Source organism: Clostridium sp. (assembly GCF_030532265.1).
Taxonomy (GTDB): Bacteria; Bacillota; Clostridia; order Clostridiales; family Clostridiaceae; genus Clostridium.
Genome location: NZ_JAUNLM010000019.1, coordinates 1 through 13,034, shown reverse-complemented (window position 1 = coordinate 13,034; position 13,034 = coordinate 1). Strand labels below are relative to the sequence as shown.

Genomic DNA, 13,034 nt, shown 5'->3' with positions numbered 1-13,034 from the left:
TTCCTCCTATTTACCTACACAGAATTCACTAAATATCTTATTAACTAAATCTTCCTCAAGCTCTGATCCTGTAATTTCTCCTAATGCTCTCAATCCTGATGTTACATATATTGAAATAAGATCTAAAAACTCATTCATTTTTAATCTATTCTGTGCATTTTCACAATTTTCTAAAGCTCTATATAACGCTTGTTTATGTCTACTATTAGTTATTATTAAACTCTCATTATCAACTTCTCCATTAAAGAATAAATCCTTTATCTTATTTTTTAAATCCTCTAATCCAAAGCCTGTCATAGCTGATATTTCAATGAAATTATCTAAATGTTTTAATTCATCTAAATCTATCTTACGCTCTAAATCAACCTTATTTAATAAAACTATTACCTTCTTATTTTTTATTGACTCTATAATCTCTCTATCTTCTTCTTCTAATGGTCTTGAAGTATCAAGCATTAATATTACTAAATCTGCTTCTTCTAGCTTCTCTTTTGATCTTTCAACGCCGATTCTTTCAACAACGTCTTCAGTTTCCCTAATTCCTGCTGTATCAGTTATTTTTACAGGTATACCACCAAGATTTATATATTCTTCAATTACATCTCTTGTAGTCCCTGGAATATCAGTAACTATAGCTCTCTTTTCTTGAAGTAATGCATTCATAAGTGATGATTTACCAACATTAGGTTTACCTATTATTGTTACTTTAAGACCTTCTCTTATAATCTTACCTTCATTAGCTCCATTTATTAATTTCTTCATCTCTAATATAGCAATTTCTAAGCTCTCTGAAACTCTTATTGGAACAGTTTCATCTGGTTCTTCATCATCTTCTGTAAAATCTACATCATACTCAATAAGTGCAAGAACATCTAAAAGATATTTTCTAAGCCTATTTATTTCCTTAGAAAGTAATCCTTCACTTTGCATAACAGCTGACTTCATAGCTAAATCTGTTTTAGCAGTTATTATATCCATAACAGCTTCAGCCTGACTTAAATCTATTCTTCCATTTAAAAATGCTCTCTTTGTAAATTCACCCGGTTCTGCAATTCTAGCTCCACTCTTTATTACTTCCTCAAGTACCCTGTTAGTTGAGACAACACCACCATGACAATTTATCTCAACAACATCTTCAGCTGTGAAACTTCTAGGACCTTTCATATAGCTTATTATAACTTCATCTATAACTTCACCACTTGAAAGATCAATAATATTACCATACTTCATAGTGTAAGTTTTCATAGTATTTATATCAAATTTATTTTTACCTTGAAATATTTTTCCAACAATGTCTAATGACTTACTTCCTGAAACTCTTATTATAGCAATTCCACCCTCACCTTGTGCAGTTGCTATTCCACATATAGTATCAAATTCTTTCATTATATAATCCTCCTTAAAAGAGCGTTCTTTTGTTTAATATAACCGAATTAAGACTAATATCAATTTTACAGAAATCTAATTAATAAGTCAAAGCTATATATTGTATCTTTTGGATTATTAATATATAAAAAAAGATATATAAATTTGCAAATTTATATATCTTTTTTTATATAATATAGCCTTATATGTTTTATAATAATCCATATTTAATTATTTATATAATACTTTTAATAAAAATAGTGCCAATAAAATTGGCACTATTTTTCATTATTTAATGCTATTACAACTCTTCTAAAAGGTTCTTCACCTTCACTATGTGTAGAAATTCTATCATCACCTTGTAATGCAGCATGTATTATTCTTCTTTCATAAGGATTCATAGGTTCTAATTTTAGAATCCTTTTACTTTTCTTAACTTTGTTAGCTGATTTTAAAGCAACTCTTTTTAAAGTTTCTTCCCTTTTAGCTCTGTAATTTTCAGTATCAAGTATAACCTTTTTATAAGGAAAATCATGACCTTTGTTAATCACTAAAGATATTAAATACTGAAGAGAATCTAACGTTTCCCCCCTATATCCAATTATTATTCCCATCTTAGGACCAGTAAGATCAACTTTTACAGTATCATTTTCTTCACTTATTCTTATCTCAGCTAAAACTCCCATTGAATCTAACACACTTCTAACAAAGTTTCTAGCTTCTTCTATATAATCCCTTTTTAATGTTACTTTAACCTTAGCAGGCTTTACCCCTATAAGATTTAAAAAACCTTTAGAACCTTCCTCTATTACTTCTATAGTAACTTTGTCTTCAGTAACATTTAATTGTTTTAAAGCAGAATTTATTGCTTCTTCAACATTTCTTCCATCAACTTCAACAAATTTCATATACCCTATTCACCAACTCTCATACGATACTAAATAATATCAAAGAACATTACTTCTTTTTCTTTTTCTTATCATATTCTTTAGGCATAGCAAACTTAGTTTTATTTTCTACTCTTAATGCCTCTTCAGCTTCTTGTTTCTTCTTTGTTTCCATAACTGGTTTAACATTTAAGAAATAAGTTTGAACTAATTGATATATTCCACCTATAACCCAGTATATAACAAGAATTGCAGGGAAATTAAGTGACATAAATCCCATCATTAACGCCATACCAATATTCATTGGCATCATATTCATACCTGATGACTCTGCAGCTGGGTTTGCTTTTGTCATTAAATATGATGGTATAAATGTACTAAGTGCCGCAAGTATTGGTAATATATAATAAGGATCTTTTCCTGCAAGGTCTGGTAACCAAAGGAAAGATACTCCATTTATCCCTTGTACTCCATACATAAATGTGTAATAAAGAGCCATTAATATAGGAAGTGGAATCAACATAGGTAAACATCCACCAGTCATACTAATATTATTTTCTTTATATACCTTCATCATTTCCATATTAGCCTTTTGAGGGTCATTTTTATACTTTTCTTGGATTTTCTTAATTACAGGTTGAAACTCCTGCATCTTTCTTGTTGATTTAACTGATTTTATACTAAATGGTAAAACAAGTGTTTTTATTATTACCGTTAATAATATAACCGCTAAAACATAAGCCCATCCTGGATCCGTTATACCAACATTTATAATTAATTGATGCAACTTATCAAAGATGATAGTAAAAAACTTAATTATCGGTTGAAACAAAGTCATCATAAATTTTTTCCTCCCATACTCTATTTAACAGGGTCATATCCACCTTTACTTAAAGGATTACACCTTAAAATTCTCCAAATAGCCATAAAACTACCTTTCAAAGTCCCATACTTTTGGATTGCATCTATAGCATATTGTGAACATGTAGGAGTATACCTACAACATGAATTTTTTAAAGGTGATACATTTCTCCTATAAAACCTAATCAGAATTAGAATTATCTTCTTCATTATATAGGCCTGCTTTCTTAAATAAATTTTTCATAGCTCTTTCAACTTCATGAAAGCTTTTATCTTTCATATTTGTTCTTGCAATAAATATAAAATCAAACCCCTTTTTTATAGAAGCTTCATTTAATCTATAAGATTCAACTATTAATCTTTTGCTCCTACTTCTAACTACGCTATTTCCAACTTTTTTACTAACAGACACTCCGATTTTATTATAAAGACTTCCATCTATATTTCTGTTTCTTCTATTATTATAAGTATATAATACCAAAAGATTATTAGCTATAGATTTACCTCTTCTATATACTATTCTAAATTCATTATTCTTTTTTAATCTGTATATCATGGGTATTTAATACTCCTTTTTTTCCTACATTGTAGAAAAAAGGCCACTAAAATGCGGCCCTTATGCTGTTAATTTTTTTCTACCTTTTTGTCTTCTTTTTCTTAGAATGTTTCTACCTGATGCAGTTTTCATTCTCTTTCTGAAGCCATGTTCTTTTTTTCTTTGTCTTTTTTTAGGTTGGTATGTCATGAACATTACACTACACTCCCTTCAATAAAAAATTTATATAGCAAAATAACTATACTTATCATATTTTAGATTTACCTTATCATTATATATATATCCATTTATTATGTCAAGAATATAGCTAATTGTTGATAATTAAGGATAGTATATTTTAAAAATTGTGGATAACTTATTGAATCCCCCTATTTACTTATGGTATCATAATTAATATATTGTGAATAACTTGTTATTAAATGGAACTTATCCACAACTGTGGATATATCTGTTGATAACTTGTTCTTTTTTTCTCAAAATTTTTAAATTAATCTACTTTTTTTATTATTTTATGCGATTTTGAGTTAAATTAAACTGTTAAATATTTAATAACTTACATATGTTAATAACTTTAATTTTTATATTTAAATCAACATAATTATCAACATGTGAATATCTTTATATACATATATTTTTATAAATCTTATTTTGTTAATAAATTGTTGATATGTTGTTATTATTGTATTGTATTTATAAAAAAATAAAATAAAAATTTTTATGGAGGATCGGAAATGGATGCAGAGCTGAAAGAATTGTGGGAAAAAACATTGAATATCATAAAAAGCGAATTAAGCGAAGTTAGCTTTAATACATGGATTAAAAGCTGCGAACCTATTTCTATGTCTTCTGATACTATTAAAATTAGTGTTCCTAATGCATTCACTCAAGAAATACTTGAAAAAAGATATAAGGATTTAGTAGCCAATTCAATAAAAGCAATTTGTTCTAAACTTTATACAATTCAATTTTTAATAGCTTCTGAAGTTCAGGGTAATGAAGAAGAAAATAAAAAACAAAAAAGAAGCTTAAATAATGATAAAAAAATAATAGTAAATGATGAGATGAATACAAACCTTAACCCTAAATATACTTTTGATTCTTTCGTAATAGGTAATAGTAATAGATTTGCTCATGCAGCTTCACTTGCAGTTGCTGAATCTCCAGCCAAAGCATATAATCCATTATTTATATATGGAGGCGTTGGACTTGGAAAAACTCACTTAATGCATGCTATTGGTCATTATGTTTTACAAAATAATAAAAATGCAAAAGTTGTTTATGTTTCATCAGAAAAGTTTACTAACGAATTAATAAATGCTATTAAGGACGATAAAAATGAAGACTTTAGAAATAAATATAGAAATGTAGATGTACTTTTAATTGATGATATTCAATTTATAGCTGGAAAAGAACGAACTCAAGAAGAATTTTTCCATACATTTAATGCATTACATGATGCAAACAAACAAATAATCTTATCATCAGATAGACCACCAAAAGAAATTCCTACATTAGAGGATAGATTACGTTCTAGATTTGAATGGGGACTTATCGCTGATATTCAAGTTCCTGATTTTGAAACTAGAATGGCAATATTAAAGAAAAAAGCTGATGTAGAAAAATTAAATGTAGCAAATGAAGTAATGGTATATATAGCTACAAAAATAAAATCAAATATTAGAGAATTAGAAGGTGCTTTAATTAGAATTGTAGCATACTCATCTTTAACAAATAGAGAAATAACAGTAGATTTAGCATCTGAAGCTCTTAAAGATATTATTTCTAAAAAACAAAGTAAACACATTACTATAGAAATAATTCAAGATGTAGTAGCTAACTATTTCAATTTAAGAGTTGAAGATTTAAAGTCTCAAAGAAGAACTCGTAATGTCTCTTACCCAAGACAAATTGCAATGTATTTAAGTAGAAAACTAACAGATATGTCTTTGCCTAAAATAGGTGAAGAATTTGGTGGTAGAGATCATACTACCGTTATTCATGCTTATGAAAAAATATCTGATAACTTAAATAGAGATGAAAGTTTACAACATACAATTGATGATATTACAAAAAAACTAACACAAGGTTAATTTTTATATTCTTATCAACAATTGTTTATAATAACTTTATAATAACATGTGGATAACTATTTAAATAAAATAAATTGTTGATAACTGTGGATAAGATGTATAAAAAGTTACTGACTTATCCACAATATTTTTTTATATAATGTTGTTGATTTTACTAGCTTTAGAATACTTATCAACATATCCACATGCCCTACTACTATTATTACTATATAAATTATATTTATCTAACTAAAATAAACTAAACTTACCTGTGTATAAATAAGGAGGATATTTAATGATCTTTATATGTGAAAAACAAAAGTTACAAGAAGGAATATCAATAGTACAAAAAGCTATTACAGGAAAATCAACTATGTCTGTATTAGAAGGTATATATATAAATGCTAATAAAGAAGGATTAACATTAATTGGTTCAGATATGGATGTTAGTATAGAAACTAAAGTTGAAGCAGATGTAATAAGTGAAGGTAGTATTGTAATAGATGCAAAAATATTTGGTGAAATAATACGTAAATTACCAAATTCAGATATAAAAATAGAAACTATGGAAAATGATACTGTTCAAATAACATGTGAAAAATCAGTATTCAATGTAGTTTATATGAATTCAGATGAATTTCCAGAACTACCAAAGCTAAATGAAAATATGCAAATTGAAGTTCCACAAAATATATTAAAAAATATGATTAAATGTACATCATTTGCAACTGCTCAAGATGAAACTAGACCAATACTTCAAGGAATATTGTTCGAAGTTAAAGAGAGAACATTAAATCTAGTTGCTTTAGATGGATATAGATTAGCTATAAGAAGTGAATATTTAGATAGTGATTTTGATATAGAAATTGTAATTCCTGGCAAAACTTTAAATGAAGTATCAAAAATATTAGAAGATGTTAATGATTTAGTACAAATAACATTTACAAATAATCATATTTTATTTAATTTAAACAAAACAAGAATAATTTCAAGACTTTTAGAAGGAAAATTTGTTAATTATAAGTCATTACTTCCTGAAGAACATAAGTTGTTAGTTACTGTTAAAAAACAAGATCTTCAAAATGGAATAGAAAGAGCATCTTTAATGGCTAAAGATGGAAATAATAATCTTATTAAATTAGATGTTCAAGATGATGCATTAGTTATAACTTCAAATTCTCAATTGGGAAAAGTAAGAGAAGAAGTTTTCATAAATCTGCAAGGAGAAAAAATTCAAATTGCATTTAACTCAAGATATTTAATTGATGTTTTAAAGAATTTTGAAGATGAAGAAGTTGTAATGGAAATGACTTCAAGTGTAAGTCCTTGTATTATAAAAGCAAAAGATGCTGATAATTATAAATATCTAGTATTACCTGTTAGATTAATAAGATAAAAAAGGAGGAAAACCAATGCATAAATATTCAAATTATATACATTGGTTATGAATAAAAATGCAAGAAATTAAAATAAATACAGAATTCATAAAATTAGATGCTTTTTTAAAATGGGCTGGTATTGCATCATTAGGATCAGAAGCTAAAGTATATATAATGGATGAAATGGTTAAGGTAAATGGTGAAGTTTGTACTCAAAGAGGAAAAAAAATAAGAATTAACGATATAGTTGAGTTTGATGGGGAAAGCTATAAGGTAATATAGCTTTATTTAGAGGACTATATTAGTTACATTCTCATAAACATAAGCTTTTATTATTTTAATATGATATAATTAATATGGGTGTTTATAAATGTATGTAAAAAAGCTTAAATTAATAAATTATAGAAATTATGAAAATTTAGAAATAGATTTAGGAAGACACGTTAATGTTTTTATGGGCGATAATGCACAAGGTAAGACGAACATATTAGAAGCTATATATTATTGTGGTTTTGCTAAATCACATAGGACTTCACGTGATAAGGACCTTATAAATTGGAATAGTGAAGTTGCATTTCTAAGTGTAAGTGTTGGCAAAAATCGATTAGATAAAAAAATAGATATTAACATCCTAAAAGACGGTAAAAAAATTATAAAGGTAAATTCTGTAAAAATAAATAAAATAGGAGAATTATTTGGTAATTTTAATGTTGTTATGTTTTCTCCGGAAGACCTAAAAATTATAAAAGATTCTCCAGGAATAAGAAGAAAATTTATAGATATGGAATTATGTCAATTAGACTCTAAGTATTATTATAATTTAGTTCAATACAATAAAGTAATGAACGAAAGAAATATAATTCTAAAAAATAGAAATCTTGATTTAGAGATGTTAGATATATATGATCTTCAGTTATCAAATTTTGGAGCTTATATAATTGAGCAGAGATTATCTTATTTAAAGTCTTTAAACGAATATTCCAAAGAGATACATAAGGATATTACATCAGGAAAAGAAGATGTTGAATTTAAATATAATTCTACAATAAAAAATTTAGATAATATTCAAAATGATTTTTATGAAACATTAAAAAAGAATAGAAAAAGAGATATGGATAAGGGGATAACTGGCAATGGGCCTCATAGAGATGATTTTTCTGTTTATATAAACAATGTTGATACAAAAAGCTTTGGATCCCAAGGTCAACAGAGAACGGCAGTTCTTACTATGAAGTTTGCATCCTTGAGGATTATAAAAGAGAAAACTGGTGAATATCCAGTACTTTTATTAGATGATGTGTTATCAGAGTTAGATTTCAATAGAAAAAGGTATGTTCTAAGTTCTATTAAAGATATACAAACAATAATAACATGTACTGGAATAGAAGATTTGAATAATTACTTAAATGGTGATTCAAAGCTATTTAAAGTTAAAGAGGGAATAGTCTCAAAATAGAAGGAGGAATTCTGAATGTTTTTACACTTAGGTGAGAATGTTGTAGTGCCTATAAAAGATGTTATTGGAATTTTTGATTTACAAACAACAATGTATAGTTCTGATACAATTCAATTTTTAAGAATGGCAGAAGAAGATGGATTTGTGGAAAGAATAACAAAAGATAAGCCAAAATCATTTGTTATAGCAGAGGTTGATAAGAAAAGTAAAATATACTTATCCCCTATTTCTTCATCAACACTAACTAAAAGAACAGATTTAGATTATAATCCATAGATCAAAGATGCCTTCGCCTATAGGATTCAAAATAAAATTTTAGGAGGAATCTATGTTGGAACAAAAAAAACAAAGTTATGATGAAAATCAAATACAGGTTCTTGAAGGATTAGAAGCAGTAAGAAAAAGACCTGGTATGTACATAGGTAGCACTAGTTCAAGAGGACTTCATCATTTAGTTTATGAAATAGTAGATAATAGTATAGATGAAGCTTTAGCAGGATATTGTAAAAATATAAAAGTTATTATAAATGAAGATAATTCAATAACAGTTGAAGATGATGGTAGAGGTATGCCAGTTGGTATGCATCCAAAGATGGGTAAACCAACTGTTGAAGTTATAATGACAGTACTTCATGCTGGTGGTAAATTTGGTGGAGGTGGATACAAAGTATCTGGTGGACTTCACGGAGTTGGGGCATCAGTAGTTAATGCACTTTCAGAAGAATGTTCAGTAACAGTAAGAAGAGAAGGTAAGATGTGGAAACAATCTTATGAAAGAGGTGCTGTTGTTAGTGATCTTGATATAGTTGGAACAAGTGAAGACACTGGAACAACAGTATATTTTAAACCTGACTCTGAAATATTTGACGATTTAACATATGATTTTGAAATTCTTGCACAAAGATTAAGAGAACTTGCATTTTTAAATAAAGGAATAAATATAACGTTAATAGATAAAAGATATGATAAAGAACAAAATTATCATTATGAAGGCGGTATAAAATCATTCGTTGAATATTTAAATAGAAATAAGCAAGTTCTTCATGAAGAACCTATATATGTTGAAGGTCTAAAAGATGATGTTATGGTCGAAGTTTCTCTTCAATATAATGATGGATATAACGAGAATATATTCACATTTGCTAATAATATAGACACAATAGAAGGTGGTACTCACTTAGTTGGGTTTAAAACTGCTTTAACTAGAGTGTTTAATGATTACGCTAAAAGATTCGGTCATTTAAAAGAAAATGATAAAAACCTTTCAGGTGATGATATAAGAGAAGGTTTAACAGCAGTAATATCAGTAAAAATTGGAGAACCACAATTTGAAGGACAAACAAAAACTAAGCTAGGAAATAGCGAGGTTAGAGGAATTGTAGATTCAATAGTTGGTGAAGGGGTTGGAACCTTCTTAGAAGAAAATCCTAATATATCTAAAATTATAATAGATAAAGCTTTAATGGCTGCAAGGGCAAGAGATGCAGCGAGAAAGGCTAGAGAACTTACAAGAAAATCAGTTCTTGAAAGATCAGCACTTCCAGGTAAGCTTGCTGATTGCTCATCAAAAGATCCAATGGAATGTGAAATATATATAGTCGAAGGTGATTCAGCCGGTGGTTCAGCAAAACAAGGAAGGGATAGAAAATTCCAAGCTATTTTACCATTAAGAGGTAAAATAATGAATGTTGAGAAGCAAAGGTTAGATAAAATTCTAAATTCAGATACTATAAGATCAATGGTAACTGCATTTGGAGCTGGAATAGGAAAAGATTTCGATATATCAAAAATAAGATATAATAGAATAATAATAATGACAGATGCCGATGTTGACGGAGCTCACATAAGAACATTATTATTAACATTCTTCTATAGATATATGAGGGAATTAATAGATGGAGGTCATGTATATATTGCACAACCACCATTATATAAAGTATCAAAATCTAAGAAGGATTATTATGCCTATTCAGACAAAGAACTTGATAATATCTTAGAAGAAATTGGTGGAAAAGATAATTCAACAAATATTCAAAGATATAAAGGTCTTGGAGAAATGAATGCAAGCCAACTTTGGGAAACAACAATGGATCCAGAACAAAGAATATTATTAAAGGCAACTGTAGAAGATGCTATGGCTGCTGATGAAATATTTACAATACTTATGGGCGAAAAAGTTGAACCAAGAAGAGAATTCATTCAAGAAAATGCTAAACAAGTAAGTAATTTAGATATTTAGTACTAAATACGAGGTGAAGTACATGAGTTTTAATGAGGGAAGAGTTATACCCGTAGATATAAAAAACGAAATGAAAAAGTGTTATATAGACTATGCTATGAGTGTTATAGTTGGTCGTGCACTTCCAGATGTTAGAGACGGGTTAAAACCAGTTCATAGAAGAATATTATTTTCAATGCATGAATTAGGATTAGCCCCAGAAAAGGGTTATAGAAAATGTGCAAGAATAGTAGGGGAAGTTTTGGGTAAGTATCATCCACATGGTGATTCATCAGTTTATGATGCTTTAGTTAGAATGGCTCAAGATTTCTCAATGAGATATATGCTAGTTGATGGTCATGGTAACTTTGGTTCTGTAGACGGAGATAGTGCAGCTGCGATGAGATATACAGAAGCAAAGATGAATAAAATAGCATCTCAGATGATTAGAGATATAAGTAAAGATACAGTAGATTTTATTCCAAATTTTGATGGGGAAGAGAAAGAGCCATCAGTATTACCTTCAAGATTTCCAAATCTTTTAGTTAATGGATCATCAGGTATAGCTGTTGGTATGGCAACTAATATACCTCCTCATAATTTAGGAGAAGTTATAGATGGTACTATAATGCTTATAGATAACCCAGAATTATCTGTACTTGATTTAATGACTGTTATAAAAGGTCCAGATTTTCCAACTGGTGCTACTATAATGGGTAAATCAGGAATAAGATCAGCTTATGAAACAGGTAAGGGTAAAGTAATAGTTAGAGCTAAGGCTGAAATTGAAGAAGAGAACAATAGAAATAAAATAATTGTTACAGAGATACCGTATCAAGTAAATAAAGCTAAGCTTATAGAGAATATAGCAGAATTAGTAAAAGACAAGAGAATAAATGGAATATCAGATTTAAGAGATGAATCAGATAGAGAAGGTATGAGAATTGTTATAGAACTAAAGAGGGATGCAAATCCTAATGTAGTTTTAAATCTTCTTTATAAGCATACAAAAATGCAAGATACATTTGGGGTAACAATGCTTGCATTAGTTGATAATCAACCACAAATACTAAATTTAAAGCAAATACTTAAACATTATATAGAATTCCAAAAAGAAGTTATAACTAGAAGAACTTTATTTGAATTAAATAAAGCAGAAGCTAGAGCACATATTTTAGAAGGATTGAGAATAGCTTTAGATCACATTGATGAAGTTATAAGTATAATAAGAAATTCTAAGACATCAGAAATAGCTAAAAATACACTTATGGAAAGATTTAATCTTTCAGAGAAGCAAAGTCAAGCTATATTGGAAATGAGACTAAGAAGACTTACTGGTCTTGAAAGAGACAAAATTGAAGATGAGTACAATGCACTTATGAAAGAAATAGAGTACTTAAAATCAATTTTAGAAAGTGAAGAAAAACTTCTTTCAGTAATAAAAGATGAATTATTAGAAATAAAGAATAAATATAGTGATGAAAGAAGAACAGAAATAGAAGCAAATGTTAATGAAATAGATGTAGAAGATTTAATTCAAGAGAGAGAAATAGTAATAACATTAACTCACTCAGGATATATTAAGAGAATTACCTCTGACGTCTATTCAGCACAAAAAAGAGGTGGAAAGGGAATCCAGGCAATGTCTACTAAAGAAGATGATTTTGTAGAACATGTAATGGTTACTTCAACACATGCTGACATATTATTCTTTACAAATAGAGGAAGAGTATATAAGTTAAGGGGATATCAAATACCAGAGGCTGGTAGAGCTGCAAAAGGAACAAATTTAATAAACCTTATTCAAATAGAGTCAGATGAAAGAATAGAAACTGTACTTACTGTAAATGATGTTTATGAAGATGGATATCTGTTTATGGGAACTAAAAATGGTATAGTTAAGAAAACAAGTCTTTCAGAATTTAAGAATTTAAGAAAGAGTGGACTTATAGCTATTAACTTAAGAGAAGGAGATGAACTTCTTAAAGTTAAAATGACTAGAGGAGATGCTAACATAATAATGGTTACTCAAAATGGTTTAGCAATTAAGTTTAATGAAAAAGATGTTAGACCAATGGGAAGAACAGCTTCAGGGGTTAAAGCTATAACATTAAATGATGATGATGTAGCGGTATGCATGGATATAGCAGTAGATGAGGAAGATTTATTAGTAGTTAGTGAAAATGGGTTTGGTAAGAGAACACCTATAACTGAATATAAGGTTCAAAATAGAGGTGGAAAAG

13 protein-coding genes are annotated in these 13,034 nt (G+C 28.3%); 7 read left to right on the top strand and 6 right to left on the bottom strand.

Annotation, left to right across the window (positions count from 1 at the left end; all coding sequences use genetic code 11):
* Positions 1 to 6 precede the first annotated feature (6 nt).
* The 6 genes from mnmE to rpmH all read right to left on the bottom strand — a co-directional run bounded on the left by mnmE (position 7) and on the right by rpmH (position 3,864).
* On the bottom strand, positions 7 to 1,386 hold the full coding sequence (gene mnmE, locus Q4E08_RS06045; protein WP_303129403.1) for a tRNA uridine-5-carboxymethylaminomethyl(34) synthesis GTPase MnmE: 1,380 nt from the start codon (positions 1,384 to 1,386) through the stop codon (positions 7 to 9).
* 257 nt (positions 1,387 to 1,643) lie between these two features.
* Complete coding sequence (gene jag / locus Q4E08_RS06040; protein WP_303129402.1) at positions 1,644 to 2,273, bottom strand: RNA-binding cell elongation regulator Jag/EloR; 630 nt, start codon at positions 2,271 to 2,273, stop codon at positions 1,644 to 1,646.
* Between the two features lie 49 nt (positions 2,274 to 2,322).
* Positions 2,323 to 3,084, bottom strand: coding sequence for a membrane protein insertase YidC (gene yidC / locus Q4E08_RS06035; protein ID WP_303129433.1), 762 nt, complete (start codon positions 3,082 to 3,084; stop codon positions 2,323 to 2,325).
* Between the two features lie 29 nt (positions 3,085 to 3,113).
* Entirely contained in the window at positions 3,114 to 3,323 is a 210-nt protein-coding gene (gene yidD / locus Q4E08_RS06030) for a membrane protein insertion efficiency factor YidD (protein WP_303129400.1), read from the bottom strand.
* Positions 3,295 to 3,669: a ribonuclease P protein component gene (rnpA, locus tag Q4E08_RS06025; RefSeq protein WP_303129398.1), complete on the bottom strand. Its 375-nt coding sequence runs from the start codon at positions 3,667 to 3,669 to the stop codon at positions 3,295 to 3,297. Before rnpA ends, yidD begins: the two co-directional genes overlap by 29 nt.
* A 60-nt stretch (positions 3,670 to 3,729) precedes the next feature.
* Positions 3,730 to 3,864 carry a 50S ribosomal protein L34 gene (gene rpmH / locus Q4E08_RS06020; protein WP_024614019.1) on the bottom strand — a complete coding sequence of 45 codons (135 nt, stop codon included), beginning with the start codon at positions 3,862 to 3,864 and terminating at the stop codon, positions 3,730 to 3,732.
* 536 nt (positions 3,865 to 4,400) lie between these two features.
* On the opposite strand from rpmH, the gene dnaA reads away from it, so the two are divergent.
* The 7 genes from dnaA to gyrA all read left to right on the top strand — a co-directional run.
* Positions 4,401 to 5,759 carry a chromosomal replication initiator protein DnaA gene (gene dnaA, locus Q4E08_RS06015; protein WP_303129395.1) on the top strand — a complete coding sequence of 453 codons (1,359 nt, stop codon included), beginning with the start codon at positions 4,401 to 4,403 and terminating at the stop codon, positions 5,757 to 5,759.
* A gap of 274 nt (positions 5,760 to 6,033) precedes the next feature.
* Positions 6,034 to 7,134: a DNA polymerase III subunit beta gene (dnaN, locus tag Q4E08_RS06010; RefSeq protein WP_303129393.1), complete on the top strand. Its 1,101-nt coding sequence runs from the start codon at positions 6,034 to 6,036 to the stop codon at positions 7,132 to 7,134.
* Positions 7,135 to 7,192: 58 nt separating this feature from the next.
* Positions 7,193 to 7,399: a S4 domain-containing protein YaaA gene (yaaA, locus tag Q4E08_RS06005; RefSeq protein WP_303129392.1), complete on the top strand. Its 207-nt coding sequence runs from the start codon at positions 7,193 to 7,195 to the stop codon at positions 7,397 to 7,399.
* Between the two features lie 88 nt (positions 7,400 to 7,487).
* Positions 7,488 to 8,573, top strand: coding sequence for a DNA replication/repair protein RecF (gene recF / locus Q4E08_RS06000; protein WP_303129391.1), 1,086 nt, complete (start codon positions 7,488 to 7,490; stop codon positions 8,571 to 8,573).
* A gap of 15 nt (positions 8,574 to 8,588) precedes the next feature.
* Positions 8,589 to 8,849, top strand: a complete 261-nt coding sequence (gene remB / locus Q4E08_RS05995) for an extracellular matrix regulator RemB (protein WP_024614014.1) — start codon at positions 8,589 to 8,591, stop codon at positions 8,847 to 8,849.
* Between the two features lie 52 nt (positions 8,850 to 8,901).
* The gene (gene gyrB, locus Q4E08_RS05990; RefSeq protein WP_303129388.1) at positions 8,902 to 10,812 is read left to right on the top strand and encodes a DNA topoisomerase (ATP-hydrolyzing) subunit B; all 1,911 of its coding nucleotides are present in this window, start codon (positions 8,902 to 8,904) and stop codon (positions 10,810 to 10,812) included.
* A 22-nt stretch (positions 10,813 to 10,834) separates the two neighbouring features.
* The coding region (gyrA, locus tag Q4E08_RS05985) for a DNA gyrase subunit A (protein WP_303129387.1) at positions 10,835 to 13,034 on the top strand (2,200 nt) is incomplete at its 3' end.